Source organism: Fructilactobacillus hinvesii, assembly GCF_024029435.1.
GTDB lineage: Bacteria > Bacillota > Bacilli > Lactobacillales > Lactobacillaceae > Fructilactobacillus > Fructilactobacillus hinvesii.
Genome location: NZ_CP097118.1, coordinates 79,220 through 106,133, shown reverse-complemented (window position 1 = coordinate 106,133; position 26,914 = coordinate 79,220). Strand labels below are relative to the sequence as shown.

23 protein-coding genes and 1 pseudogene are annotated in these 26,914 nt (G+C 45.8%); 21 read left to right on the top strand and 3 right to left on the bottom strand.

The window, feature by feature from the left end; translation table 11 throughout:
- Positions 1–159: 159 nt before the first annotated feature.
- From M3M39_RS00535 to M3M39_RS00490, 10 genes are all read left to right on the top strand, one after another.
- The gene (locus M3M39_RS00535; protein ID WP_252797297.1) at positions 160–432 is read left to right on the top strand and encodes a GNAT family N-acetyltransferase; all 273 of its coding nucleotides are present in this window, start codon (positions 160–162) and stop codon (positions 430–432) included.
- Positions 433–437: 5 nt separating this feature from the next.
- Positions 438–1,430 (top strand): UDP-glucose 4-epimerase GalE, encoded by a 993-nt coding sequence (gene galE, locus M3M39_RS00530; RefSeq protein WP_252797296.1) that lies wholly within the window; start codon positions 438–440, stop codon positions 1,428–1,430.
- 33 nt (positions 1,431–1,463) lie between these two features.
- Complete coding sequence (locus M3M39_RS00525) at positions 1,464–2,369, top strand: DMT family transporter (protein ID WP_252797295.1); 906 nt, start codon at positions 1,464–1,466, stop codon at positions 2,367–2,369.
- A gap of 101 nt (positions 2,370–2,470) precedes the next feature.
- On the top strand, positions 2,471–3,103 hold the full coding sequence (locus tag M3M39_RS00520) for a TetR/AcrR family transcriptional regulator (protein WP_252797294.1): 633 nt from the start codon (positions 2,471–2,473) through the stop codon (positions 3,101–3,103).
- Entirely contained in the window at positions 3,096–5,789 is a 2,694-nt protein-coding gene (locus M3M39_RS00515; RefSeq protein WP_252797293.1) for an MMPL family transporter, read from the top strand. Before M3M39_RS00520 ends, M3M39_RS00515 begins: the two co-directional genes overlap by 8 nt.
- A 116-nt stretch (positions 5,790–5,905) precedes the next feature.
- On the top strand, positions 5,906–6,847 hold the full coding sequence (locus M3M39_RS00510; protein ID WP_252797292.1) for a DMT family transporter: 942 nt from the start codon (positions 5,906–5,908) through the stop codon (positions 6,845–6,847).
- Positions 6,848–6,850: 3 nt separating this feature from the next.
- Positions 6,851–7,168, top strand: a complete 318-nt coding sequence (locus tag M3M39_RS00505; RefSeq protein WP_252797291.1) for a DUF7671 family protein — start codon at positions 6,851–6,853, stop codon at positions 7,166–7,168.
- Positions 7,169–7,188: 20 nt separating this feature from the next.
- Complete coding sequence (locus tag M3M39_RS00500; protein WP_252797290.1) at positions 7,189–8,118, top strand: DMT family transporter; 930 nt, start codon at positions 7,189–7,191, stop codon at positions 8,116–8,118.
- A 138-nt stretch (positions 8,119–8,256) separates the two neighbouring features.
- Positions 8,257–9,678: a basic amino acid/polyamine antiporter gene (locus M3M39_RS00495; RefSeq protein ID WP_252797289.1), complete on the top strand. Its 1,422-nt coding sequence runs from the start codon at positions 8,257–8,259 to the stop codon at positions 9,676–9,678.
- Between the two features lie 30 nt (positions 9,679–9,708).
- Complete coding sequence (locus M3M39_RS00490) at positions 9,709–10,278, top strand: LOG family protein (RefSeq protein ID WP_338028474.1); 570 nt, start codon at positions 9,709–9,711, stop codon at positions 10,276–10,278.
- A 31-nt stretch (positions 10,279–10,309) separates the two neighbouring features.
- Here the strand turns inward: M3M39_RS00490 and M3M39_RS00485 are convergent, their stop codons facing one another.
- On the bottom strand, positions 10,310–11,530 hold the full coding sequence (locus tag M3M39_RS00485) for an MFS transporter (protein WP_252797288.1): 1,221 nt from the start codon (positions 11,528–11,530) through the stop codon (positions 10,310–10,312).
- A 240-nt stretch (positions 11,531–11,770) separates the two neighbouring features.
- Here M3M39_RS00485 and pyrF point away from each other — a divergent pair, with 240 nt between their 5' ends.
- The 9 genes from pyrF to M3M39_RS00440 all read left to right on the top strand — a co-directional run bounded on the left by pyrF (position 11,771) and on the right by M3M39_RS00440 (position 21,813).
- Positions 11,771–12,502, top strand: coding sequence for an orotidine-5'-phosphate decarboxylase (pyrF, locus tag M3M39_RS00480; protein WP_252797287.1), 732 nt, complete (start codon positions 11,771–11,773; stop codon positions 12,500–12,502).
- A gap of 15 nt (positions 12,503–12,517) precedes the next feature.
- The gene (gene pyrE / locus M3M39_RS00475; RefSeq protein ID WP_252797286.1) at positions 12,518–13,147 is read left to right on the top strand and encodes an orotate phosphoribosyltransferase; all 630 of its coding nucleotides are present in this window, start codon (positions 12,518–12,520) and stop codon (positions 13,145–13,147) included.
- 135 nt (positions 13,148–13,282) lie between these two features.
- Complete coding sequence (locus M3M39_RS00470; protein ID WP_252797285.1) at positions 13,283–16,213, top strand: SH3 domain-containing protein; 2,931 nt, start codon at positions 13,283–13,285, stop codon at positions 16,211–16,213.
- A gap of 137 nt (positions 16,214–16,350) precedes the next feature.
- A complete protein-coding gene (locus M3M39_RS00465; RefSeq protein ID WP_252797284.1) occupies positions 16,351–17,538 on the top strand; it encodes a DUF998 domain-containing protein in 1,188 nt (395 codons plus the stop codon).
- A gap of 44 nt (positions 17,539–17,582) precedes the next feature.
- Positions 17,583–18,467 (top strand): aldo/keto reductase, encoded by an 885-nt coding sequence (locus M3M39_RS00460; protein ID WP_252797283.1) that lies wholly within the window; start codon positions 17,583–17,585, stop codon positions 18,465–18,467.
- Positions 18,468–18,559: 92 nt separating this feature from the next.
- Positions 18,560–19,453 carry a hypothetical protein gene (locus M3M39_RS00455; RefSeq protein WP_252797282.1) on the top strand — a complete coding sequence of 298 codons (894 nt, stop codon included), beginning with the start codon at positions 18,560–18,562 and terminating at the stop codon, positions 19,451–19,453.
- An 86-nt stretch (positions 19,454–19,539) separates the two neighbouring features.
- The gene (locus M3M39_RS00450; protein ID WP_252797281.1) at positions 19,540–19,797 is read left to right on the top strand and encodes an acyl carrier protein; all 258 of its coding nucleotides are present in this window, start codon (positions 19,540–19,542) and stop codon (positions 19,795–19,797) included.
- A gap of 20 nt (positions 19,798–19,817) precedes the next feature.
- Positions 19,818–20,396, top strand: coding sequence for a 4'-phosphopantetheinyl transferase family protein (locus M3M39_RS00445; RefSeq protein ID WP_252797280.1), 579 nt, complete (start codon positions 19,818–19,820; stop codon positions 20,394–20,396).
- A 163-nt stretch (positions 20,397–20,559) separates the two neighbouring features.
- The gene (locus tag M3M39_RS00440; protein WP_252797279.1) at positions 20,560–21,813 is read left to right on the top strand and encodes an MFS transporter; all 1,254 of its coding nucleotides are present in this window, start codon (positions 20,560–20,562) and stop codon (positions 21,811–21,813) included.
- A gap of 160 nt (positions 21,814–21,973) precedes the next feature.
- Here M3M39_RS00440 and M3M39_RS00435 read toward each other — a convergent pair whose 3' ends face one another.
- Together M3M39_RS00435 and M3M39_RS00430 are read right to left on the bottom strand one after the other, a co-directional pair.
- A complete protein-coding gene (locus M3M39_RS00435) occupies positions 21,974–23,245 on the bottom strand; it encodes an adenylosuccinate synthase (protein WP_252797278.1) in 1,272 nt (423 codons plus the stop codon).
- A 132-nt stretch (positions 23,246–23,377) separates the two neighbouring features.
- Positions 23,378–24,037: pseudogene (locus M3M39_RS00430) on the bottom strand (tyrosine-protein phosphatase).
- A gap of 256 nt (positions 24,038–24,293) precedes the next feature.
- Here M3M39_RS00430 and purB point away from each other — a divergent pair.
- Both purB and codA read left to right on the top strand, forming a co-directional pair.
- Positions 24,294–25,589 (top strand): adenylosuccinate lyase, encoded by a 1,296-nt coding sequence (gene purB / locus M3M39_RS00425; protein WP_252797277.1) that lies wholly within the window; start codon positions 24,294–24,296, stop codon positions 25,587–25,589.
- Between the two features lie 81 nt (positions 25,590–25,670).
- A complete protein-coding gene (codA, locus tag M3M39_RS00420; RefSeq protein ID WP_252797276.1) occupies positions 25,671–26,906 on the top strand; it encodes a cytosine deaminase in 1,236 nt (411 codons plus the stop codon).
- Positions 26,907–26,914 lie beyond the last annotated feature (8 nt).

Genomic DNA, 26,914 nt, shown 5'->3' with positions numbered 1-26,914 from the left:
CCTCAACAAAGTCGATTAAGAGTAATAATTCAATCCAAATTATAGTTATTAATCAGTTAATAGTCAACGAGCGCCGGTCTGATAACGCTTGGCCTGCTTTGCTGGTGAAAGAAATAGGTATGATATAATACGGGTAAACAACTAAGGGAGGTTCAACCAATGAAATTTTTAGCTAGTCCAGGGCGGTTTTATCAAAACGATGCCGCTGGTAACATGGTGGCTGAAGTCACATTTACAATTAAAGATGACGTTGTATCCATTAATCATACCTTTGTGGACCCAAGCCTACGGGGACAAGGGGTGGCTGGTAAGTTAATGGTTGCCGTGGCTGATTACGCTCGTAAGCACCACTACTGGATTAAGCCGGTTTGTTCCTATTCCCAAATGTTCTTTCAGAAGTTTACCGAGTACCAAGATTTAGTAAAGGAGTAGCGTTAATGGCAGTTTTAGTTGCTGGAGGAGCCGGTTACATCGGTTCTCACATGGTAGATCGCTTGATTAGCGAAGGATATGACGTGGTCGTCGCCGATAACCTGTCTACGGGACACCGGGCCGCGGTGCATCCGCAAGCTCGTTTTTACGAAGGCGACACGCGCGATGCCCACTTCTTAGACGATTTATTTGCCAAAGAAGACATCGATGCTGTGATTCACATGGACGCTTTTTCGTTGGTTCCGGAATCAATGAAGAAACCGTTGAAGTACTTCGACAACAATGTGATCGGGATGATTGTACTGTTAGAAGCCATGAAACGGGCCGGCGTGAAGTACGTGGTCTTTTCATCAACGGCAGCGACGTACGGAAACCCAGAACGGATTCCGATTCATGAAGCCGACCGCAAGGAACCCATCAACCCATACGGAGAAAGTAAGTTAATGATGGAACACATCATGAAGTGGGTGGAACAAGCCGATGGGATTCATTCCGTGGCGCTGCGCTACTTTAACGCGGCCGGTGCCAAAGCTGATGGATCAATTGGGGAAGATCATCACCCAGAAACGCACTTGATTCCGATTGTGTTGAAGGTAGCTGCAGGTCAACAAGATCAGCTTAAAATCTTTGGTGACGACTACGATACGCCGGATGGAACCAACGTGCGGGACTACATTCACATTTTGGACCTCGCGGATGCCCACATTCTAGCGATGGAATACCTGAAGCAGGGGCATGCCAGTGACGTCTTTAACCTGGGTTCCTCAACCGGATTTTCGAATAAGGAAATTCTTGACGCCGCCCGGAAGGTCACCGGTCAGGAAATCCCAGCTGAAATTGCCCCACGCCGGGGTGGCGATCCGGATACGTTAGTAGCGGATAGTAGTAAAGCTCGCGAAGTACTGGGCTGGAAGCCGAAGTACGATAACGTGGAAGACATCATCAAAACGGCCTGGACGTGGAAACAAAAACATCCAAATGGCTACGAAGACCAATAATCATCATGTAAATTAATCAATAATGGAGGTAGAATGACTAACCAGAAAAAATACTGGGGAGTTGTGCTGGCCATTGCCGGAGCCTTGATGTGGGGAATTCAGGGACCTGTTTCCGAATTTCTCTATCAAGATCGGAGCTTTTCTACCGAATGGCTCATGGGGATTAAAATGCTTGTGTCAGGCATTTTAATCCTTTTCTTTGTGCGCGTTTTTCAGCACCAACCCATTTTCACAATTTGGAATAAAAAGACCTGGTTCACGTTGCTATGTTACGCGTTGCTGGGGCTCACCGGGGTGCAGTACCTATTCTTACTGACGGTGCGGGCCAGTAATCCCGCCACTGCCACCATCATGCAGAGCCTCGGGACCGTCATGATCGTGATCTTAACGGCCCTCGTTTACCGAGAATTACCAACTCGCCCAGAAGCAATTGCGGTCGTGGTGGCTTTACTCGGAACTTGGCTCCTTGTCACTAAGGGAGACCTCACCAAGCTGGCGATTAGTCCGACCGCTTTTGGACTAGGGTTATTGGTTGCGTTGGCCGGAGCCCTGCAAACCATGCTCCCGGTGAAATTGATTCAACATTACAATACCCTGGTGGTGATTGGCTGGTCGATGTTAATCGGCGGATTGATTTTTAGTTGCATTCATCCCGTCTGGGTGCAACCCCCACACTTTAGCGTCGGCGTGGTGCTGGGCGTCGGCTTTATTGTTCTCTTTGGGACGATGCTGGCCTTTATTTGTTTCATCTCCAGTTTGCACTATATCTCACCGACTACGGCCGGGTTACTGGATACCTTCGAACCATTATCTGCGACCCTAGGGACGGTGTGGTTCTTTAACACCAGTTTTAACGGGGCCGAAATCATCGGGGGATTATTGGTTTTAAGTACCGTCTTTATCCTGGCCCTTCCGGTTCACAAGCAATCTTCTTTTTAGGAAGGTTGCTTTTTTAAAAAAATTAATTGAACACCGTGTTGACTTGATAACAAAAGTGAGTAAAATGGAATTTGATATGACGGAAAAAGGGGGGACAGGTGATGGCAAAACAAACGCGTAAAACCAGTACGGTCGCTGACATTCAGGAGGCATTGATTCAGTTAATCCATGAAAAGGGATTGCAAAATCTCAACGTGACGGATATTACCCGCACCGCCGGAATTGGGCGGGGGACATTTTATACGCACTACCTGGATAAAGCCGATTTAGTCAACCAACTAGAAAATGAGTTGTTGCAAAAATTGCAGACTGATTTAAATCAAATTATGCCGGATGCGATGAAATGGCTCGTTGGAGCAGCGCCTACCACGGCCTCGTTTATTACAGAGACGCTCAAAAACTTTTACGCCAATCAACGTTTAATTGCGGCTTTACTGGGTGAACAAGGGGATCCGTATTTTTTGAATCGGATTAAACAAGTGGTTTTTGCTGACTTGGATGCGGCATTAACGCAGTTTGGCAATCACGTGCACGGACCCAAGACGATTCCCCTGGACTACGTGCGGGAGTTCATCATTGATGAAATCATGGGCGTGATTGTGTACTGGATTAAAAAACCACACCCAGAGCCCCCAATCGTGGTGGCCGAGATCATTGCCAATTTGCAACAAATGGCGCCATTTCAACTACTATCGTTGACAAAAAATCAACAGGAGGAGCTTCACGATGAATAAGTTTGTTAAGAAATACAGTGGCATTGCGCTACTGTGGCTCATCGCTGTCTTAGCTGCGGTTCTCTTTCTTCCGAATACGGGAAGTTTGCAGGCCGAAAAGGGGCAAACTAAGATCCCGGCGAACATGCAGAGTCAAGTGGCTAGCAACATGCAAAAGCACTGGGGACGCCACATTAGTAACACCCGTCAGGTGGTCTTGGTATATAACAATGGCGATCAGCCAATTACCAAGGGGCAACAACAACGAATTGACCAACGAGTGCATCATTTAGAACAAAAATCTGACGATTACGGAATTAAGAGCGTCACGTCGATTACGAATACGCCGGTAGCTAAGAAACAGCTGCTGTCGAAGGATAAATCAACCGAAATCGTCCAGCTCAACGTTTCGAAGCATGATTCGGTTGAAAAGATGAACCAAAAACTGAAGGATGGCGGCAAGGTTAGTGGGGTTCGCTCATATGTAACCGGAGCAGACGTCCTAAACGATGACATGCGGCTCTCAATGGTATCGGGAATTAAGAAGACTGAAATTATTGCCACTATCTTCATTTTGATTGTGTTAATTCTCGTCTTCCGGTCCCCAATTGTGCCGTTGATTTCCTTACTGACCGTGGGGGTTTCCTTTATTGTCTCCCTCAGCGTGGTTATGAACCTCGTGAAATACTTTAACTTTCCACTTTCAAACTTTACTCAGGTTTTCATTGTGGTGGTCTTGTTTGGAATTGGGACTGACTACAACATCCTGTTGTATAACCAGTTTAAGGAAAACTTGGCCAAGGGGATGGATCAAGTTAAAGCTACGGTGGCAGCCCGGAAGGTAGCGGGACGAACCATCCTAGATAGCGGAATTTCCGTGTTAATTGGATTTGCGGCCCTTGGGTTAGCGAAGTTCTCCGTGTACCGGTCTGGATTTGCGGTGGCCGTAGGAGTCATCGTGTTACTGCTCGTGCTCTTGACTTTGAACCCATTCTTCATGGCCGTATTGGGACCAAAAATGTACTGGCCCAACAAGAATTTGGGGGCCCAGGCGCAAAACAGCCGACTCTGGGGTTGGCTTTCCAAGCGCTCCGTTCAGTTTGCGGTGCCAGCCGTAGTGATTGTACTAGTCGTGCTCTTGCCATTAATTTTCTTTGGACACGGTAACCTGAGTTATGACACTTCGGCAGAATTAAACAATCAAATTCCGTCTAAGCAAGGACTGAACGTGGTTGAAAAGCACTTTACGAAGGGGACGGCTGAACCGTCCACGATTTACATTAAGTCTGATCATTCGTTGAAGAATCAGGCTGATTTAATGAAGATTGATGAGATTACTAATCAGTTGCGGAGTCGTAAGGACGTCGCTACTGTTGCTTCGGTTACCCAACCCAGCGGGCAACCAATCAAGCAACTGTACCTTAACGATCAACTTCAAACCCTGACGGGGAAGATGAACCAAGCCGGGCAAGGATTACAACAGATTCAAGCCGGGGGTGGTGGTCAAGGCTTTAACGCTGACCAATTAAAGGCCATCGGCGAATCGGCTCAGGATATTGGTCAAAAGTTACAAACGATTCAGTCGACGGCAGGCAACCAGATGACTGGGGACCAAGTCGTTGCTGCTATGCAGCAAAAAGCTACGGCCATGGGTTCACCGTTGAACCAGGCGCAGTTACAAATCATTGCTGGAGCTTTGCAACAGGCGCAAGCAAGTCAAAGTAACGTCAGCGGGCAACTGAATGGAATTGCCAGCGACACGCAAAGCATTGGCAACAACGCCCAGACGCTGGGAGAACAACTCAAAGCTCTCCAGGCCCAAACCGAAAAGGCCCAACAAGGCTTAAGCCAAATCTCTGGTGGAGTGGGGCAGGCCAACGACTACCTGACTTCCGTTCAGGGTTCGGCAGCCGGGCAAACCTTCTTTATTCCCGACCAAGTCTTGAACAGTGGCGAATTTAAGCAGGCGGTCAATAACTACCTGTCTGGAAACGAAAAAATCACGAAGATTACGGTCGTCTTAAACCAGAACCCATCGAGTGCCCAGGCCATGAAGACCGTTAATGACATTCAAAATCAGGTTAAACAAAACCTGAAGGGGAGTGACCTTTCAAAGGCAACGGTTGCCGTTAACGGGCAAAGTGCTTTGATTTCTGATACCCAAACGATTGCATCTGGAGACTTCTTCCGGACGGCAGTCATTATGTTAGTTGGAATCCTAGTTGCGCTAATCTTTGTAACCCGGTCCATCTTACAACCGCTTTACATTGAAGGAACGCTGTTGTTAGCTTACTTCTCTTCCTTGATGATTACCCGGTGGATTAGTACGTTAGTTCTTGGTCGGACCATGTTGACTTGGAACACACCGTTCTTTGCCTTCATCATGATCATTGCCCTTGGAGTGGACTACAGCATCTTCTTGATGCGGAAGTACCAGACGGTTCCAGGTGCTAGTCCTGCTGAACGGATCATTGAGTCCTCGAAATTTATTGGGGTCGTAGTGCTCTCGGCGGCCTTGATTTTAGGTGGGACCTTTGCGGCCTTGATTCCATCTGGAGTCTTGACTCTGATTCAAGTGGCCATTGCTGTGATTGTGGGGCTCTTGATCTTAGTCATCATTCTGCCAGTGCTGATGCCTGCAGCAGTTAAATTAACGTATCCAACTCCTACTTCGCAGCAGAAAACTTCTGAAGCGGATGCAGAATAACTAAAAATAAGTCTTGCTTCGGCGGGGCTTATTTTTTGTCTAATGAATCCAGCAATTTGGGCGAAAAAAGCGTATGATAAAAGTATTGGAAATTTTAAGGTTGAAGGGGAATTAGCATGGAAAAACAACCACAAGCAAAACACCAAAACATTATGAAGGGAATCTTTTGGGCCACCCTCGCGTCCGCCTTTTGGGGGATTTCTGGAACAATTCTCCAGTTTGTCTCGCAGAACGCTAACATCCCGGCGCCATGGTTTTTGTCGGTGCGAACGCTCTTTTCGGGAGTGATTTTGCTGTTTATCAGTGCAATTTTATACCGGGGCAAGATCTTTGGCGTCTTCCGGGACGTTCACTCGATCCTGTTAATCTTTGGGTATGCCATTTTAGGACTAGGTGCCAACCTGTTGTCGTTCTTTTTAAGTGTTCAAACGGGAAATGCAGCTTCTGCAACCATCTTGCAGTACCTGGCACCGCTGTTCATCTTGTTGGGAGGTTTCATCTTTAAGCACAAAATCCCCAATAAGGTGGACATCTTGGTCTTTGTAATCGCCTTGGTTGGAGTGGTGCTCTCGATTACCAAGGGAGACATCAGTCAACTATCGATTCCCCCGGTTTCGTTATTTTGGGGAATTATCTCTGGGATTACCGCCGCTTGTTACGTGGTGATTCCACGGCCTTTAATGGAAAAGAACTCACCGTTAACGGTGCTTGGTTGGGGAACGTTGATTGCCGGTTTCTTCTTTAACCTGCACCAACCAGTCTGGGAAAACGTGCCCCACCTAACGACCGGGAGTGTTCTGGGGATCGCGGCCATTGTGATCTTTGGAACGGTCCTACCGTTTGCCTGCTTATTGCACAGTATGCACTTTGCCAGCTCAGAAGACGTCAGTCTGGTAGATGCGGTGCAACCCGTGATGACCTTTGCATTGAGTATCATCTTCTTGCACACCCAGATTAGTTTCATGGAAATCGTGGGCTCCGTTCTGGTTATCATTGCCATCTATATTTTGCAAAATTACCGGCGCAAGGCAGATCAAGCCGCCCGCATGACGGAGTAAATTATGGCGCAACAGTACAAGGTTTTACGTTTCGTGGGTGTGCCGGTGGCGCAAACGGAAAACGGACTGTACAAAATTAAAACGGATCAGACTGGGCAGTTTAAACTTCATGAGTGGCGGATTGGCAAACACACCAAGGGTCACTACCAGGGTCTGGGTCAGATTTTTATAACTGAGAATCACATGCGGATTGCCATTGTGGCTGCCACTGACGTGCCGTTTAAAAAACGACATCAGTATCAACCGATGGCGCGCTTTTTACCGGCAACGGTTTCCGCGGAGGTCTTGGCACGCGCTCAGACCAAACTAGAAGAACTATAAACACGATAAGGGGAAAATGAATGTTTACATGGTATCGCAAACTCAGCAACAACATGAAGGGAATTTTACTGGCAGGACTCGCCTCCGTTTCCTGGGGAATTGCCGGAGTCATTACCCAGTTTGTTTCCCAAAACGAAGCCATCCCGGCGGATTGGTTTTTGTCGGCGCGGACAACTGGGGCGGGCTTAATTTTAATTCTGGCCAGTGCCATCATTTATCGGGGCCGAATTTTTGATATTTTTAAGAGTTGGAAGTCAATTGGAATTTTAATCTGTTACGGATTATTTGGATTAGCGGCTAACATGGGGAGTTTCTACGTTAGTATTCAAACGGGGAATGCAGCTGCCACGACCATTTTGCAGTACCTCGCTCCCCTATTCATCGTAATTGGGGGATTTATCTTTGAACACAGAAAACCGGTCAAGATGGATTTAGTGGTCTTTGTGATTGCCATCATCGGGGTAGTGCTTTCAATTACTAAGGGTGATTTGAGCCAGTTATCCATTCCATTGGATTCCTTTCTCTGGGGATTAGTAACTGGAGTGACAGCGGCGTTATACGTGGTGCTTCCTCGTCCCCTAGGTAAAACTAATCCACCCATCGTGGTGATGGGATGGGGAACGTTAATTGCCAGCTTGGCCTTTAACCTAAACCATCCGGTGTGGAAGAATGTGCCGCCGTTGAGTGCAGGTGCAGTGTTAGGAGTCTTAGGAATTATCTTCTTTGGAACGTTACTAACCTTCTCCACCTTAATCTACGCTTCTCGGTTTACGTCATCTGAAAACATTAGTTTGATGGATGCCTTACAACCCGTATCGACCTTCATTTTGAGTGTGATTTTCTTTAAAGAAGCACTGAGTTTAGCCGAAGTGGTGGGAGCCATCATGGTAATTATCGCCATTTATCTTTTACAATATACACAACGACACGAAGATCGAATTCAGCAATAAGCAAAAACGCTCCTCAATTGAGGAGCGTTTTTTAGTTAAGCAGAAATTGATTGAAGTTTCCCTATTTTAAACTCGGGTCTAACTTCGGTATAATAAAGGTTATTCTGAATTTTACGAATTTGAAAGGAAGCGGAATTGTTGAAACAAAAACAACCCGGAGTGTCACTCGTCGGCCTCATCATGTTGGTGATTAGTGCGGCGATTGGAGCCGGTATCTATAACGCAAGTGCTCAGTTAGCAGCCGTTTCGACGCCAGGACCCGCCTTGGTAGCCTGGTTGATTGTTGGCATTGGAATTTTGGGACTCACCTGGAGTTTTAAGTCCTTGAATGAAACCCAGCCGGAGCTGAACGGGATGGTTGAGTACGCCCAAACGGGATTTGGTAATTTTGCTGGTTTTCTGTCTGGGTGGGGTTACTGGCTCTCATCCTGGGTCGGCAGTGTTGCTTTTGCCACCATGATGATGTCTGCGATTGGGTACTTTGTACCGAATTTTCGCAGTGGCAATTCGGTTGCGGCAGTCGTGACGGCCTCCGGTATTTCCTGGGCCCTCACTTTATTAGTAATTAATGGAATTGAGCTGGCCACTTCAATTAATGTAATTATTACCATTTTAAAACTAATTCCGCTGGTCGCCTTTATCCTGCTGGGGATCGTTCTGTTTAAGACCGGAGTGTTTACGGCGCATTTCTGGGCCAACTTTACGCAGAACTTCCGTTATTACCCAGCCACGGCGCAGGGAATTTTTACCCAACTCAAGGGGTGTATCATTACCATGATGTGGGTGTTTGTTGGAATCGAGGGAGCCACGATGATGACCGATCGGGCACGGAAACGTTCGGATGCCAGTAAAGCCACCATCATCGGTTTTTTAGCCCTTTTAACGCTGAACGTGGTGATTTCGATGTTACCGTATGGTTATCTCACCCAAGCTCAGTTAGCCCACGTCAGTAATCCTGCCCTTACCTATGTCGTACAGGATATGATTGGTCCGGTAGGGGGTGCTCTGGTAAGCATCTCTTTAATCATCACGATTACGGGAGCGTGGTTATCCTGGACGATGTTGCCGGTCGAGGCTACCACTCAGATGGCAGAGAAGGGACTGTTGCCCCACTGGTTTGGGGTGATGAACCAGAAGAATTCACCGGCGCACGCTTTGTGGATGACTCAGATTCTCCTGCAACTCTTTTTAATCTCACTGTTATTTTCCACCCAAGCCTATAACTTTGCCATTTCTTTGTGTACGGCGGCAATTGTGGTTTGTTACGCCCTTGTGGCAGCATTTCAGGTGAAGGTGGGATGGCACCGGCGCTCGCTTGGCTTGATGCTTCCCGGCATGGTGGCCTTGGGCTTTGAAGTGATTGGGATTACTTTGGCCGGTTTGCAGTATCTGTGGTTATGTACGATTGCGTATGTACTGGGCTTTGTTTTCTACATACGTGCTGCTAAAGAACAGCACCGGGACTTATCGAAACGAGAAATTGGGTTAATGCTTTTGATTACGTTAGCGGCAGTTGGAGCCGTTGTCACGGTTGCCACCGGCCAGCTATCTCTGAGCTAACCACATGGGAGACCGGAAAGGACGTCCATTATGAAAATTAAAGCAGTTGCGGTGTACTGTGGGGCAGCCCCCGGTAATCAACCGGAATATCAAGCGACCACGGTGGAATTGGCTCATTGGCTTGTAAAAAACAAGCTAACCCTGGTCTATGGTGGAGGTGGCGTTGGTCTGATGGGTCTGTTTGCCCAAACCGTGTTAGATGACGGTGGGGAAGTGCTGGGGATCATGCCCAGAGCACTGGTTGAGCGGGGAGCAGCCTTAAAAATCCTGCATAATTTGCAGGTGGTTCAGAATATGTCCGTGCGAAAGCAACGGATGTTGGAAGCGGCGGATGCTTGCATCGCCTTACCGGGAGGACCAGGGACGCTGGAAGAAATTGTGGAAGCCTATTCTTGGACGAGAATCGGGGCCAATCCCAACCCTTGCATTCTGTATAACGTCAACAACTATTACGCACCTTTACGGGAAATGATTAGTGCCATGGTGCAAAACGAATTCTTAACGGCCGCGGATCGAGCTAAACTGTGTTTTGCCCAGTCCCTCCCACAAATTACTGATTTTATTAACAACTACACACCGCCCACGGTGCGAAAATATTAAAAGGCCATCTCCAGTGTGGGATGACCTTTTTTTAAGCTTTTTGTTTGAGCCCTGGAATGGTCAGCATTGTGACGAAGCTAATCAGGTAGAGTACCGAGAGGAACAGCATGACGACGATTAAGTTAAAGTGTTCCATTAATAATCCGATTACTAGGGAAGACATGCCCCCTACGGCTCGCCCCACCCCAACAATAATATTGTTGGCACTGGAACGGACTGCCGTTGGATAGAGTTGACTGACAACCGCTCCGTAGCCACCATACATCCCGTTGGAAAAGAAGCCAACAATGGCCCCGATGATTAACAAGAGACCGGTGGAGTGTGCGAGGGCAATACTATAAACTAGTCCAGCCGAAGCCAGTAAGAAAATGCCAAAGGCTAACCGAGGACCCAGCCAATCGAGGAAGGTCCCAAAGGTTAGCATTCCCACGCTCATGCCTCCGATAGTTGCTAGCATCCATAACGAAGACCCCGCCACGTTAAGATGACTTTGCTTTTGGACAATCGTTGGTAACCAGTTCATTAACCCAAAGTAGCCAGCGATTTGAACCGTGGTCATAATCATGAGACCGATCGTCGTCCAGGTGGTCTTGGCATTAGCAAACATGTAGCGGTGAATGGCCGTTAGTGGCGACATGGTCTGGCGCTGGTGTTCGGCGAGAAAGGCAGGTGATTCCTTTAAATTCCTCCGTACTAGAAAGACCAGCGCAATTGGTAAGAGGCCAAAGAGATACAGAGCGTGCCAGCCAAACCGCGGAATCACAAGGGCAGCTAAAACGGCAGCTGCCACTGCTCCAATTTGGCCCCCGATGGCAGCGATGGAGGAGAGCTTGCCGAGGTTGCGTTTGGGAAAAGCTTCCGCAATCAAAGTAATCCCAATTCCGTATTCACCACCGGCTCCAATTCCAGCAAGCAACCGGAAAAGGTAAATCCAATAGATGTTAGTGGCAATGCTCATTAGGGCGGTTGCTAGAGCAAAGACGAAGATGGTATGGGTAAAGACTTTGACCCGCCCCAACTTATCACCAAGCATTCCAAACAAGATCCCACCAATTAGCATCCCCCAGTTGGTAATGGTTCCAATCAACCCAGCTGCTCCAGGTGACACGTGCATAGTGGTAATGATGGAACTCAGGGTAAAGGAAAGAAAAAGCACGTCCATGTTTTCCAGACCAAAACCAGAACTAGCGGAAAATAAAACTAATTTCTGATTGGCTGTCATGGGAGCGTGCGGTTGCTGCGTATCTGTCATACTAATCCTCCAAACTGGAATTCACGGATCCCAATTATTTGTTTTTTTATTTAGTGTGCCACAAAGATTTGGTTTGTACAACGTCCGTTTTTATATTATAATGCGATAAACTAATTAAATGGTTCAGAGAAGCCAGATTAAATCACAAGTTAATTAACCAGTAACCAGGGGCTTTCTCTACCAAGGGGAAGGCTCTTTTTATTTGGACTTTTTTGAACCCAGCCACCATGGGAGGTACTAATGACGAACTCGCAACCGAAACACCCGTTGATGATTGCCCTCGATTTTCAAACGCAAGCAGAAGTAGAAACCTTTTTAAAGCAGTTTCCGCATCCCGAGCAGTTGACGGTGAAAATTGGGATGGAACTCTTTTATCGCTATGGACCAGCCGTGGTGAAGGCCATTCAGCAACTAGGCTGTGCAATTTTTCTCGACCTCAAGCTGTTTGACATTCCCAATACGGTGGAGCGAGCTCTTTCACAATTAGGAGAACTTGGCGTTAATTACGTGACGATTCATACACTGGGAGGAGCTACGATGATTCAAGCCGCCAAACGGGGTTTAACTACGGGTGCCAAACGTGCCCGAGCCGCAGTGCCCCATTTGTTGGGAGTCACGGAATTAACCTCCATCTCTCCAGCAGGATTACAAAATGAACAAAACTGCCGGTTAGATATGACGGACCAGGTGGTTTCACTAGCACATCTGGCTCAGCAAGCTGGTTGTGATGGGGTAATTACATCGGCGCTAGAATTACCGGCGTTGGTAGATCAGGTCGGCGTAGATTTTGAATACGTCGTCCCTGGCATTCGGTTACAAAGTGATGCTGCCGGAGATCAACAACGAGTGGCCACTCCGCAAACGGCTCGTCATGACGGGGCAACGGCGATTGTAGTTGGTCGCCCAATTAATCAGAGTCCAGAGCCGGGTCCGGCTTACGATCGGTACCTGAAGGCTTGGAGTAAACAGTAAAGGAGCATAATCATTATGAAGAAACTTGAAACTCAAATTTTAAACCAGTTAGTTGACGATCAGATCGTGCAACTACAAGCAAACCAGACTTTCCAATTTGCGAGTGGGATTCATTCTCCCATCTATACAGATTTACGGTTGACGGTGTCTTACCCCAAGCTCCGAAGTAACATTGCGGATGCCCTAGCTCGGCTCATTCACGCCCAATATCCAGATGCTACGGTCATTGGGGGTGTTGCTACCGCAGGGATTCCCCACGCTGCTTTAGTTGCAGATCGGTTAGACCTGCCGATGGTGTACGTGCGCTCCAAGCCCAAGGATCATGGAACTGGGAAACAAATTGAAGGAAAAATTAGTCAGAATGATCAGGTGGTTCTCATTGACGACTTGATTTCAACCGGAGGGAGTGTCATTAAAGCCGCTCAGGCCGTTCAAAAAGCGGGGTACCAGGTGGCGGGCGTTGTTTCAATTTTTTCGTATGGATTTCCCGATGCGGAGCAAAACTTTGCGACGGCCCACATTCCGTTTACACCCCTCTTAACTTACGCCCAATTAATTCAGCAGTTATTGGACACAGATGTGATTAGTATCGCCCAGTATGAAAAGTTTACTCAGTGGCATCAGGATCCTTGGAATTGGAAATAAAGATAATAATAAAACTAAGGTTATTCTAAAATGTAAAAGACTCGTAATAAAGACGGGTCTTTTTTATGCTAGAATGATATTGGTAACTAAAAAAACTAATGATTAAAAAGCTATTTACGAAAGGACCTATATTCTATGAAGAAGTATGCTAAGGCGCACAATAAGATGGCTTTAGCCACTGGGGAAACTAAAACCAGAGCTAAGCTGACTAAGTCAAAACATGGCTGGCTTAAGATTGCCATGGGGCTAACCTTTGCTTCGACGGCCCTCTTTGCAGTGGGTAACCCAACGCATGCGGATGTTCAATCTTCCGCTCCCGTTGCGGTAGCTACTGCGCAAACTACTAACGATCAAAAAACTAATGACCAACCAACTCAAGCAACTGCTGATGAGCAAACCGCTTCTCAATCAGCAACGACGGCTGAACAAAAGCAAACTGCTGACGCAAAGCCAGTAGCTACTGATCAAACTCCGGCAGCAACAACTGATCAAACGGGAACCGCCCAAGCCACTGAGCTGGCAGCTCCAAATGCAGACGATTCTAAAGCTGCAACTCAAACTGATTCCAAGGCAGATCAATCAGCAGCTCAGGATGTAAAGTCCGCTACCACGACTTCTAAACAAGCTAGCAATGGTGCTACCAGCAAGACTACTGATCAAAAGGTAGCAACTGCTGACCAACCGGATGCAAAGGCTTCTGCATCTGTTGCGAAGGAAACGAACGATCAACCGGTGGCTCCTGCTGCTGACCAAATCGCAACCACTCAGAAGGAAGAAAAGACTACTGTAGCACCTGCTCAAGCAAGTGTTGCAACCAAAGCTGATGCTCAACCGGTTGCTACTGATCAACAAGATAAGCTGCAAGCAACTGATGCTAAGCAAGTTCAATCTGCTGATCAAGCCCAAGCAACCACTGCTACAGCTAAAATTAATGAACAAACTAAAACTGATGACGAAGCCCGATCTGAGAACCAACAAAAGGATGTTCGGTTAGTTAACTTAGCTGTTCAAGGTGCAGCGCAAAACTTATCTACTGATAACATGACGAAGGAAGCGGGTTCCTACACTCCTTCTGCAGAACAAAATGTGCGGGACACGCCGAGCCTAGCTGGGAATATCACTGGTCAATTACAGGCCGGTGATACCATTAACTACGATGGAAAAGTTCAAGCGGATGGTTACACGTGGTTGCACTACACGAATTATGAAAGTAAGGATCGCTGGGTTGCTCAGTTAGCCAGTGCTACAACTAGTCATACTGACTTCATTAACTCACTTTCTGCCGGAGCCCTTGAAACTTGGAAGAAGTACGGTGTGTTACCAAGTATCTCCATTTCACAGGCAATTGTAGAAAGTGCCTGGGGACAAGCTGCTCCAGGAAACAACCTCTTTGGAATTAAGGGATCTTACAACGGCCAATCAGTGACGGTTCAAACCCAAGAATGGATTAACGGTCACTACGTAACCATTCAAGATCACTTCCGAGCTTACCCAAGTTTTGCGGAAAGTATCCAAGATCACGGAGCTTTCTTATACCAAAACTCTCGCTACGCAAACTTATTGGGAAACCGTGATTACTCACAAGTAGCTTGGATGTTACAAAATGACGGGTATGCAACGTCACCAACGTATGCAAATACCTTAATTAATGTTATCCAATCTAACAACTTATCTCGGTTTGACCAAAACTTGGATAACCCATCAACGGTTCCAACTAATCCTGATAATAACTCCACCAAGGTTGTTGCTGCTAACGGGACGTGGACGTTTAACTCAGACGTTAACCTGCGGAATACGCCAAGCCTATCAGGAACAATCGTTGGGACTGGTTACACCGGTCAACAGATTCATTACGATGGATTAGCTGATAACGATGGTTACACGTGGATGCGGTTTAAGGGAAGCAATGGTGCTTACCAATATGCAGCCCAAATTGGTCCTAACGCTGATGTTCCAGCTACAAACCCAGAAACGAATAATCAACCAAACACTGACAACAACCAGGATCACGGCAATACCAACCAAGGTGATTCAAACCAAGCTAATAACAACGGGAGCACGACCCAAGAAAGCGGTAGTTACACGTTAAGTGGCACCCAAAACGTGCGGGATAACGCTAGTTTGAGCGCTGGAATTACCGGTCAATTACAGGCCGGTGATACCATTTACTACAACGGTACTCGAGAAGCCGATGGTTACAAGTGGTTACACTACGATAACTATGCTGGACAAGCACGGTGGGTGGCTGACTTAAACAGCGCTAACCAAACACCTGCTGAACCAACTCCAGCTCCAACGCCCACTCCAGAACCAAACAACAACAATAATAATAACCAAGCTACCAACCAAGAACGTGGTAGTTACACGTTAAGTGGGACTCAAAACGTGCGCAATGACGCTAGTTTAAGTGCTGGAGTTACTGGTCAATTACAAGCCGGCGATACCATTTACTACGATGGCACGCGGGACTCTGATGGCTACAAGTGGCTTCACTACAACAACTACGCTGGACAAGACCGGTGGGTGGCTGACTTAAACAGTACTAGCCAACCAGAAGCGCAACCAACGCCTGCTCCTAGTGAAAACAAGCAAACCACTAACAATGATCAAGAAAGTGGTAGTTACACGTTGAGCGGAACCCAAAACGTGCGCAATGACGCTAGTTTAAGTGCTGGAGTTACTGGTCAGTTACAAGCTGGTGACACGATTTACTACAATGGCACCCGGGAAGCCGATGGTTACAAGTGGTTACACTACGATAACTATGCTGGACAAGCACGGTGGGTAGCTGACTTAAACGGTGGCAGTCAAGCCACTGCTGCTCCCGTACCAACTACTCCTGCTAACAATGACAGTGGAGACGGTGCTACGGTAAAAGTAAATGGAACTTACACGGTTCACTACGAACAAAACGTTCGGACGGATGCTAGTTTAAGTGCTGGAGTTACTGGCCAATTACAAGCTGGTGACACGATTAATTACGATGCGATCAAGGAAGCTAATGGTTACAAGTGGTTACACTACATTAACTTTGCTGGAGCTGATCGCTGGATTGCACAACTCTAATTAAAATGATTAAGCTTTAATGCTGACTAAAATCACGGATTATCTTTATGATAATCCGTGATTTTTCGTTCTGGTTGAGATAGGGTATAATTTGGAATAACGATTTGATTCTATCTAAACTTAGAAGGGTTTAAATAATGAAGTCATCCAAGTATTACTTTGAAATTCCAGAGCAAACGGCCCAAAAACTGAAATTAGAAGCAGGTGAAAAATTCACCCTCCAGGTCGATAAGAATGGGATTCAGTTAGAGAAACAGGGGACGCAGAGTACTTCCTTTTGGAACGTGTCCTACTGGTGGAACATCATTCCAGCGATTTTGATGGCCCTCATCTTTTTTACTTATTGTACGCTGAACCAGGCACGACTAATCCCATTAACTGGGGACTATTCGATTGCCACTGGAACCATTATTTTAGGGACCATCATGGGCTCAATTTTGTTTACCATTTTCTTCATCAAAACTCGGAATAATTCCGTGAACTCGTTCTATCGAAATATTTACTGGCGAAATTTGCCGACCATCATCGTGGCGGTTGCCTTGATTTTATTAGTTACGTTACTGGGGATTTTTTGGATTTTTGCTCGAGTGTTTTACGGGGTGGCGTTTGATCATTACACGGCAACGGGAATGTTATTCATGTTTGGAATTATCATTAATACCATCATGATTAACGTAGCGGATAACATTACTCCGACAATTTTAGTTGATTTATTGATTCTAATGATCATTGGGGGACTGTTGATCTCAATGTTGGCCAACGGAAACAGACAATGGTGGAAACATAATATTAGTTTTTTAGGAACGTCCAAGGCAATCGATAGCTGGCAGTTTAACCTAACCTTTATCGTTTCGGCGTTATTAATGTTGGCGCTGGTCGATTACTTGTTTGTGTCACTGAAACCGCTACATTGGCCAAGACTGCGAACCTTTGCTTTGCGGGGGTTACTCACCTTACTAGCAATTGATGCCCTGGCCGTTGGTTTGATTTCGAACAACCGGCAGATTCCGTGGATGCACTATTGGCATGATCAGTTTGCCTGGGCAATGGCGCTCGTCATTATTCTTTTGATTGGGGGAATTAAATGGCTCTTACCCCGCATTCCGAACAGTTTTATGTGGAATTCCTATCTAATTGTCTTTTTGATTATTGTAGTTAGTTTTTTGTTCCGCCACGTGCACTATTTGTCACTGACGGCCTTTGAAATATTGGCTTCAGCCTTGAGTTTTTCTTGGATTATGATGCTCTTTCAATACTTGTTGGATTCAATTAATCAGAATAACCAACAGGTCGTGCAATTGAAAATTAAGAAACCAAATCAATGAAATCCGGGTCGCATTCTCCTATAATAAAGTTGGAGGTGCTAATTATGAAACTAAATTTAGATTCAACGATTACCTTAAACAACGGAATTAAAATGCCCCGTCTGGGATTAGGAGTTTGGAAGAGTGATAACCAAACTGCTGCTCAATCAGTAAAATGGGCTTTGGCAAATGGCTATCGGGCCATTGATACTGCTAAACAATATGGAAATGAAGCCGGAGTCGGGGAAGGCTTGAAAGCCGGTCTTGCCGAAAACGGTTTAAAGCGTGAAGATGTTTTCTTAACCACCAAGATCTTTAACGGAGACCAGGGATACGAAAGCACGTTACAAGCCTTTGAAGGGCAACTAGAACGGTTGCAAACTAGTTACGTGGACCTCCTCTTGATTCACTGGCCTGTAAATGGCAAGTACAACGCCACTTGGAAGGCAATGGAAAAGTTATACCACGAAGGTAAAGTTCGTTCGATTGGAGTTTCTAACTTTAATCTGGAGCGCCTAACTGATTTAATGGAACATGCCTCGGTTAAACCAGTCTTGAACCAAATGGAATTTAACCCTGTAGAACAAGAAAAAGACATTAAAGATTACTGTGATAAGCACCACATTTGGTTGGAAGCTTGGTCACCATTGGGCCACGGTGATGCATTGAATGATTCAGCTGTGCAAAAGATTGCCGACAAGTACAACAAGTCGACCGCCCAAGTTATTTTGCGGTGGGAATTACAACGCGACGTCATTACGATTCCAAAGTCAACTCATGAAGAGTACATCAAGCAAAATGCTGATTTGTACGACTTTGAATTAAGCGACGAAGACGTAGCGTTGATTAACAGTTTGGACGTTGACAAACGTTCCCTCTGGTATGGAGCCTTTAGTTGGAACGGTAATCCAGCTGGAATCGTCGATGCCGTTGACGAATGGGATAAGTAAAAAATTGCCGAAGAACCCGAAATATTCGGGTTCTTTTTTTATTTGGAGTTTTTTTGCTATACTGGAACTATTAAAGATAAACGGAGGTTACTATGATTACAGATGTATTAAGTAAGGCTTACACCACGGTGAAGCAGAATTTTTGGTCCTTGGTGGCGATGTTTTTGCCCACTTTAGTTTTTTCCGCCTTTTCAGGATGGTTAGTGCCAATGCTGACGAATTTTGATTCGATGGTCGTAAGTGTGATGCTTGGCTCGCAAGATTTGCCAACTAGTATGGGGGGCTTCTTTTCATTAGTTTTGTTACTAGAGATCATCACCTTTTTACTAGCCATATCATTTGAGTTCGGGTTAATTACTAGTTTTAAAGACGGAAAATTTCGGTTTAAAAACGCCTTTGCGGCTTTTCACGGGTTTACTTGGCTGGTTACTTTAGGCCTATACGTAGTAGTGGTTGTGATTATTTCACTGCTAGCGACCTTCTTTATGCTCGTTACGATTGGATTTGCGATTGCTGCTGCTAAAAGTTGGTTCTTTGGAATCATTGCTTTCATTGTGGCAGTTTTGGGAGTGGTATGTTTAACCTATGTGGCATTAGGATTAAAGTTTGTGTTTTTTACATACTTTGTGACTAAAGATGATGATGATACTAATTTCTTTAACGCTTTTGTTTCGAATTGGAAGTTAGTTCAAGGACACCGATGGCAATTAATTGGCTTCATGTTGATGCAATTCCTGATCGGGTTAGTCTTAATGACGATTGTTGGATTAGTGAGTGGAATCATTTTGGCTATTTTAGCAGTAATGAGTAACCCTGGGTTACGTCTCGTCGTCGCTGCCATTCTTGGCTTAATTGCTTTCGTGGTCTTTCTGGGGGCTTACATCTTTTACGGTCTCTGGTGTGCAGTTGCAAATGCTAAGTTCTTTTTGAAGCTACGTGACATTAAGGCTGATCAGGCGCAACCTGCTGCTCCAGACCAGGACTAGTGCCCCTGTGTTACTAAAAACGAGCAGAATATGATAAAATAAAACTGTTTCAAGCAAATTTCAGACTAACTAATGGAGTGGTAACGATGGCTGAACAAGCAAATAAAGATCAAATTTTAGCAGAAATTAAGGATATTGTAGTGGATCAAACTGATATCGATCCCGACAAAATTACATTAGATGCCAATTTTAAGGACAACTTGGACTTAGACAGTTTGGATATCTTTGAAATCGTGGATGCCTTAGAAGATAAATATGACATCGAAATTGATGGCGACGAAGGAATGGAAACGGTCCAAGACCTAGTGGATTATGTTGCTAAGCAATTAGACGCACAAAAATAAGCGGGGAGGAGGCAGTTCGTTTGTTTAAATTTAAAACCGGACGGCTCACTGACCTGCAGTATCAACCTTACTATCGTCGGTTTCAGATCGAGGATAATCAACGCCAACAGAAGGAAGTTGTCGGGCGGATTTTACTAGCTAAACTGATGGAACTTCCAGACGACGCGTTATTATCTGACGATGAGTTTACGACGATTGCGAACGGAAAGCCGTTGTTTGCGAAGCGAACGACGGCTTTTAATATTTCGCACTCAGCTGATCTGGTGTTGGTGGCGATTTCAGACCGACCACTAGGGGTTGATGTGGAAAAGGTGAAGCCGGTGCAATTGAAACGTTTAAAACGGGCCTTTACGGTGGCGGAGTTGGCTTACCTAGAGCAATTGCCCCCAGCCCGACAGTCGTTAACCATGTTACGCCTGTGGACGGTGAAAGAAGCAGTTTTAAAAGAAACGGGAGCTGGTTTGCCTGGGAAACCACGGACGGTGAGTGTCAACGTTCCCCGGATGGACGTGGCCGAACAGCACGGGCAACGGTTTGCGATTAATTTTTTAGCCATTCATGAGGATTATTTAGGGACGATGGCCCAGAAAATAGAATAATCCGAACATTACATTATGAAAATACATTGAAAGCACTTAATCAAATGATTCAGTGCTTTTTTTGCTTATTACTTTTCGGATTTAGTTTGGTAAGCTAAAAGGAAACTTACACAAGAAAAATTCTTATTTTTAATTGTAGACAAGACGAAAGAAGGAAATCTAATTGCAAATCTTTTGGCAAAACGCAAAATTTCGGGCCTTGGTGTGTTCCGGTCTCTTGGATGGCTTAGGAACGACCTTATTTAACATTGTTTTCATTATCTATGCTAGCCACATGCCTAATCCCAATCTGGCAGTTAGTGCAGTGAGTCTAATTTCCTCGTTACCTTTCGTTACGAATATCGTTGCCGGTGTTTTTGCCGATCACTCGCACGAGCATTATCGCGGTATGCTGACCACTCGGTTACTCCAAATGGGGCTCTTTTTAATACTGAGTGGATTGATCAGTTTATCTCCGGGCTGGTATTTATTTGGGATTCTCTTATTGCTGAACTTCTTGACGGAATTTCTAGGTTCGTATGGGGGCTATTTAATGCTTCCGATTTTTAAAAAGATTGTGCCGGAACAGGATCTAACCGCGGCCCGAGGCTTCCAAGGTGGAGTCAACCAATCAATTAGTTTGATTGGGGGAATGGTGGGGGCGTCCTTGCTAGCCCTGTTAAACCAAAATTATGTTTTGTTCGCCTTAGTCAATGCGATTACATTTCTGTTGTCTTACATCATTTTAAAACGGCACCAAGCCGATTTGGATGTACCTGTGAAACAAAGTGCTACTCCCCAGTCCACTAAATTTAGTCTGAAAAAGTTATTGGAGGAAATGAAACATAATTACAGCGAATTACGTAATTTTCCGCAACTATTTCATTTTGTCTTGCTCTTTGCGCTGACCAATTTACTGACCTCCATGCAAGAAGTGCTGATGACGTTAACCTTTTTACACTATCATTCGCTAATCCTCTTTAACTACGGATTTACGGTGGCCCTCGTGGGTGCAGTGATAAGTGGTGGTATGATTGTTGGTGCTTTCTTCGGACTACCACCGTTGCGCCGCGCCAGCATTGAAAGCAATGTGATCTTGGTGTTGGTTACTTTATTAGGGTTATTTTTAGATATGCTAGTTGCACGAAATGGAATTGTGATGATTCTGTTGGTTGCCATCGTTGGATACTTATGTGGAATTCTTTTTCCTAAAATCGACGCTTTCATTATGAAGGCCGCTCCCGAAGAACAGTTGGGAACGATTATGAGTGCCATTAATTCATTAGTAACCTTGACCATTCCTCTAGGTTCGCTAGTGGTCGTGGCTTTGGGGAATCTCATCCCGTTAACATTTATTTGGGGACTAATGTGTGGTCTAGGTATTTTCGGAGTTGGATATGCGATTTCTTTATGGAAGAGATATCAGACGTACGCGTAGTTTGTTAATTTGGATTACGTTTGGTATTACTGTCATTCTATTAGCATTAGTTTGCTGCATTCACCTAATTAAGTGGCAAAGCAAAGAAAAAAGAAAATAATTAAAGAGTCTGGGTCAAGTTAACTAATTGTTAACTTGACCCAGACTCTTTAACATCTAATTATTTGCGCCGGTGCGTTTGTTCTCGATCTGGACCAACCGAATACCATTCGATGGGGACCTGAACGAGTTTTTCCACCGTCTTAATGTAGTTTTGGGCGTTAGCTGGCAACTGCTCAAAAGTAGTGCAGTTGGTGGTACTTTCCTTCCAACCAGGCAGTTCTTGGTAAACTGGTTCGCAGTTTTCCAATTCATCAAGGTTCGCAGGATAGTAGTCAATGATTTTTCCGTTAAGCCGGTAGCCCGTGCAGACCTTAATTACGTCTAGTTCATCTAAAACGTCAACACAGTTCATGGCCAAGGCTGTTAAACCAGAAACCCGGGCTGCGTGGCGCAGTCCCACTGTATCAAGCCAACCAATCCGGCGAGGACGTTTAGTGACCGTTCCGTATTCATGGGCAGTGTCTCTAATGTGATCCCCAATTTCATTTAATAATTCTGTCGGGAAGGGACCTTCACCAACCCGAGACGTGTAGGCCTTGCAGACCCCGATGACATCGGTTACTTTGGTAGGACCGAGTCCAGCACCAACGGCAGCCCCACCAGCCACTGGATTAGAAGATGTGACGTACGGATAAGTTCCTTGATCGATGTCCAGCATGATTCCTTGAGCGCCTTCAAAGAGGACGTTTTGCTGTTTATTGATGGCGTCGTTTAAGAGAACAGATGTATCAGTTACGTACGGCTTCATCCGTTCTCCGTAATCTTTGTATTCAGCGTAGATGGAATCAAAGTCTAACGGTTTCACTTCATATAATTTAGTTAATAATTCGTTTTTTTGCCGGAGCGTTTCTTGTAACTCCCGTTTCAACGTTTCCGGGTCCACTAAATCGGCCACGCGAATCCCAACCCGGGCAATTTTATCCATGTAAGCGGGACCGATTCCCTTGTGGGTGGTTCCGATTTTATTAGTCCGTTGTTTTTCGCTTAGTTCGTCTAACAGAATGTGGTACGGCATGATAACCTGCGCTCGCGAAGAAATGCGGAGGTTATCAGTGGAGACCCCGTTGTCGTTGAGATAATTAATTTCTTGAAACAAGGATTTCGGGTTTAACACAACCCCATTTCCGATGACAGCCAGTTTGTCAGAGTAAAAAATACCAGATGGTAACAACTGCAAGCTAAACTTGTGTCCGTTAAAGACAATCGTGTGGCCGGCGTTGTCACCCCCTTGGTACCGTGCAATTGCATCGGAATTTTTACTGAGATAATCGACGATTTTTCCTTTACCTTCATCGCCCCATTGACTACCAACAACCACTGTTACTGACATATAAGCACCTCGTTAAATTTTTTTACCAGTAGCAAGTTTACCAATCTTACCCGGGGAAATCAAGAACTTCAGGCTTTTTGCTGGATTTAAAGTTCGGCTTTTCTTGAACAAGTAGCTAAATCATTCCAGCATTTAATCCGGGATGACAAACGTCTGGTTAAACTGGGCTTGAAAATCAGCGTCTAACTGTAACTCCTCCGTTAGATAGTTATCAAAATTATCGTAGTGCTCGTAAATCGTAGCCAAGACGTTTTCTAAGTAATGTTTGTGAACGTTGAGGGCCACTTGGAGTGCTTCGGTCTGTTGCTCCGTAAGTTTTCCTTGTAATGAATCAATAATTGTTTGATTGTTTTGTTTCCGCATTTCGTTAGTTTTGAGGAAATCAGCGTAGGTTTACTCGTCTGATGTACCGACTAGTTTCAAAATTAAAGCAACCCCGAACTCAGTGCAGTCTTTTCCGGCAAAACAATGAAAGACTAAGGGTTGGTTTTGCGCGAGGACCTCCGTCAAAAATTGGCGGTAGCCAGCTTGGGCCGACTCACTAAGCACTAGTTTTTCGTAGTTCTGGAGCATTCCAGCCGTGATGTCTGCGTCGTGGAACAACATGTCCTGTACGGAAACACTACTAATCGTGGCGCTCTGTAAGATGTCAATGTGGTGCTGAACCGCTCCTCCCGTTAAATTGGTGTCTGGATACTGGTTAATTTCTTTTTGTCTCCCAAAGTCATAAACATTTTGACGTGGTAGTGGTCCGTGAGCAGGCGGACTTCTGCCGGCGTCAGGTCCACTAATTGGCTACTATTCAATAAGATCCCGGGTTTCAACGTCCCCCAGGAACCCTAATGCCCCCGAGATCACGAAAGTTAACAATTTTACTGGTTGTCATGATACCGTTGCTTAATAAGATTAATTTGATGGTCATTTATAACGGGAAAATGAGAATAATGATTTTTTAATTGACATACTTAATGGCGCAAACCCGGACAATTATTGACAAATCACAAGAAAACATTAGAATTAAAGTAATTTAAAAGTGGGGGATATAAGAATGATTGATCGGTATACACGTGCACCAATGAAGAAAATTTGGAGTATGCAAAACCAGTACCAATCCTGGTTAGACGTTGAAATTGCCATTGATGAGGCGTGGAACAAGCTGGGCTTAATTCCCGATGCGGACTTAGCTGCCATCCAGCAAAAGGCGAAGTTTGATCCAGAGGAAATTGCCAAGATTGAAGCCGTAACGCACCATGACGTGGTGGCCTTTACCCGGGACGTTTCGGAATCATTAGGACCAGAAAAACGGTGGATTCATTACGGAGTTACCAGTACTGACGTGGTGGATACGGCCCAGGGAGTTCGTTTGAAACAAGCCAACGCCGTGTTGCGAGACGATTTACAGACGTTAAAGGAAACGATTAAAGAGAAGGCCTTGCAGTACAAAGATACGGTCATGATGGGGCGGACCCATGGTGTTCAAGCTGAACCGACGACCTTTGGACTGAAACTAGCGCGGTGGTACTCTGAATTAAATCGGGATATCGAGCGGTTTAACCACGCAGCGGATGGCGTTGAAGCGGGCAAGATTTCGGGGGCCGTTGGCACCTTTGCTAACATCGATCCCGAAGTCGAACAGTACGTGTGTCATAAGCTTGGACTGCGGGCCCAAGAAATTGCCAGTCAGGTGCTGCCACGGGACTTGCACGCGGAATACATTGCCACGATTGCATTGATTGCTACCAGCTTAGAGAACTTTGCGACAGAAATTCGGAGTCTCCAACGTTCAGAAATTCATGAAGTAGAAGAACACTTTAACTCTGGGCAAAAGGGCTCTTCAGCTATGCCACACAAACGGAATCCCATTGGCTCAGAAAACATCTGTGGATTAGCCCGAACGGTACGGGGGTTGATGACGCCGGCTTACGAAAACGTTTCGCTCTGGCACGAACGAGACATCTCGCACTCTTCTTCCGAACGAATCATTCTCCCAGAAGGAACAACCCTGTTAGATTACATGTTGCACCGGTTTAACAACATCCTGAAAAACTTGGATGTTTTCCCAGATCGAATGAAGGAAAACATGAACATCACCCACGGGTTAATTTACAGCCAACGGGTCATGTTGAAGCTGATTAACACCGGCTTGAGTCGAGAAGCGGCCTATGATTTGGTCCAGCCCCTCACGGCGAAGTCCTGGGACGAACAAACTTCCTTCCGAGAATTGGTTGAAAATAGTCCAGAAATTACGGACCGCCTCAGTGAAGCAGAAATTAACGATGCGTTTGATTACCACTATCACCTGCGGCACGTGGATGATATTTTCAAACGAGTTGGATTAGAATAGTAATTGTAAGAAGATTCCATTGACGTCGAGAGCGTGAATGGAATTTTTTCTGATTAAGTTAGCCGCCAGAAAGGAAACAAGATGTTAATTCAACAGGTTTCAATTGAGAATAACGAGAATTTACAAGACGTCCGGTGTCAAGACGAGACCATCACGGAGATTGCAGACCATTTAACGCCCTATGCGGACGAACAGGTGATTGACGCGACCGGGAACCTGCTATTACCACCCTTCGTTGATTCGCACGTCCATCTGGATTCAACGCTTACGGCGGGTGAACCGCGCTGGAATGAGACCGGGACGTTGTTTGATGGGATTCAGATCTGGTCAGAACGCAAACCCCAGTTAACAAAAGCCGACGTGAAACGCCGGGCCGTTGCCACGTTAAAGCGGCAGGCGGAACATGGAGTGCAGTTTGTCCGCAGTCATGTTGATACGACTGATCCGAGCTTTACGGCGCTGGAGGCCTTGTTAGAGGTTCGGGAAGAAGTGTCTGACTTCATGGAACTGCAGTTGGTGGCCTTTCCGCAAGAGGGAATCCTGTCTTTTCCCAAGGGGAAGGAATTGATGGAAACCGCCGCCCAAATGGGGGTGGACGCAATTGGTGGAATTCCGCACTACGAATTTAACCAGTACTACGGCAAGGAGTCACTGGAATTTCTCATGGACCTCGCGGAACGAACCAACAAGCTGGTCGACGTTCACTGTGATGAAATTGATGATCCGGGCTCGCGGAACCTGGAAGTTCTGGCCACGTTAGCTTATGAATCAGGTTTGAAGGACCGGGTCACCGCCAGTCATACGGTATCATTTGCCAGCGTGAACGACGCTTATGCTTACAAGTTAATGCGGGTGCTAGAAATGGCACAACTGAACTTTGTGGCTAATCCACTGGTGAACATGCATCTGGGTGGACGCTTTGATACGTATCCGAAACGGCGTGGCTTAACCCGGGTTAAGGAATTGTTAGAGCATCACATCAACGTTTCCTTTGGAGAAGATGACATTAAGGATCCGTGGTATCCGATGGGGGATGGCAACATGTTGGATGCGCTCTACGTCGGGATCTTAGCCAGTGGGTTGATGGGCTACCATCAGATTCTTGATTCGTACCGGTTGGTTAGTACGAACGGAGCCAAAACCCTCCACGTGCAAGATCACTATGGGATTGAAGTGGGGAAGCCAGCGAACTTCTTGATTTTTGCAGGAGCTAACTTTTACGACGTTTTGAACGAAAGACGGCCGTTGCTATATTCGATTCGCAAGGGTCAAATTTTGGTGGAAAATCATCCCCAAACGTCGCAACTTAACTTTTAAAGACAACC

What these genes read in the sequence shown, in the direction of transcription:
- M3M39_RS00535 (WP_252797297.1), top strand. Translation starts at nt 160, where the DNA reads ATGAAATTTTTAGCTAGTCCAGGGCGGTTTTATCAAAACGATGCCGCT.
- galE (WP_252797296.1), top strand. Translation starts at nt 438, where the DNA reads ATGGCAGTTTTAGTTGCTGGAGGAGCCGGTTACATCGGTTCTCACATG.
- M3M39_RS00525 (WP_252797295.1), top strand. Translation starts at nt 1,464, where the DNA reads ATGACTAACCAGAAAAAATACTGGGGAGTTGTGCTGGCCATTGCCGGA.
- M3M39_RS00520 (WP_252797294.1), top strand. Translation starts at nt 2,471, where the DNA reads ATGGCAAAACAAACGCGTAAAACCAGTACGGTCGCTGACATTCAGGAG.
- M3M39_RS00515 (WP_252797293.1), top strand. Translation starts at nt 3,096, where the DNA reads ATGAATAAGTTTGTTAAGAAATACAGTGGCATTGCGCTACTGTGGCTC.
- M3M39_RS00510 (WP_252797292.1), top strand. Translation starts at nt 5,906, where the DNA reads ATGGAAAAACAACCACAAGCAAAACACCAAAACATTATGAAGGGAATC.
- M3M39_RS00505 (WP_252797291.1), top strand. Translation starts at nt 6,851, where the DNA reads ATGGCGCAACAGTACAAGGTTTTACGTTTCGTGGGTGTGCCGGTGGCG.
- M3M39_RS00500 (WP_252797290.1), top strand. Translation starts at nt 7,189, where the DNA reads ATGTTTACATGGTATCGCAAACTCAGCAACAACATGAAGGGAATTTTA.
- M3M39_RS00490 (WP_338028474.1), top strand. Translation starts at nt 9,709, where the DNA reads ATGAAAATTAAAGCAGTTGCGGTGTACTGTGGGGCAGCCCCCGGTAAT.
- M3M39_RS00485 (WP_252797288.1), bottom strand. Translation starts at nt 11,530, where the DNA reads ATGACAGATACGCAGCAACCGCACGCTCCCATGACAGCCAATCAGAAA.
- pyrF (WP_252797287.1), top strand. Translation starts at nt 11,771, where the DNA reads ATGACGAACTCGCAACCGAAACACCCGTTGATGATTGCCCTCGATTTT.
- pyrE (WP_252797286.1), top strand. Translation starts at nt 12,518, where the DNA reads ATGAAGAAACTTGAAACTCAAATTTTAAACCAGTTAGTTGACGATCAG.
- M3M39_RS00470 (WP_252797285.1), top strand. Translation starts at nt 13,283, where the DNA reads ATGAAGAAGTATGCTAAGGCGCACAATAAGATGGCTTTAGCCACTGGG.
- M3M39_RS00465 (WP_252797284.1), top strand. Translation starts at nt 16,351, where the DNA reads ATGAAGTCATCCAAGTATTACTTTGAAATTCCAGAGCAAACGGCCCAA.
- M3M39_RS00460 (WP_252797283.1), top strand. Translation starts at nt 17,583, where the DNA reads ATGAAACTAAATTTAGATTCAACGATTACCTTAAACAACGGAATTAAA.
- M3M39_RS00455 (WP_252797282.1), top strand. Translation starts at nt 18,560, where the DNA reads ATGATTACAGATGTATTAAGTAAGGCTTACACCACGGTGAAGCAGAAT.
- M3M39_RS00450 (WP_252797281.1), top strand. Translation starts at nt 19,540, where the DNA reads ATGGCTGAACAAGCAAATAAAGATCAAATTTTAGCAGAAATTAAGGAT.
- M3M39_RS00435 (WP_252797278.1), bottom strand. Translation starts at nt 23,245, where the DNA reads ATGTCAGTAACAGTGGTTGTTGGTAGTCAATGGGGCGATGAAGGTAAA.
- purB (WP_252797277.1), top strand. Translation starts at nt 24,294, where the DNA reads ATGATTGATCGGTATACACGTGCACCAATGAAGAAAATTTGGAGTATG.
- codA (WP_252797276.1), top strand. Translation starts at nt 25,671, where the DNA reads ATGTTAATTCAACAGGTTTCAATTGAGAATAACGAGAATTTACAAGAC.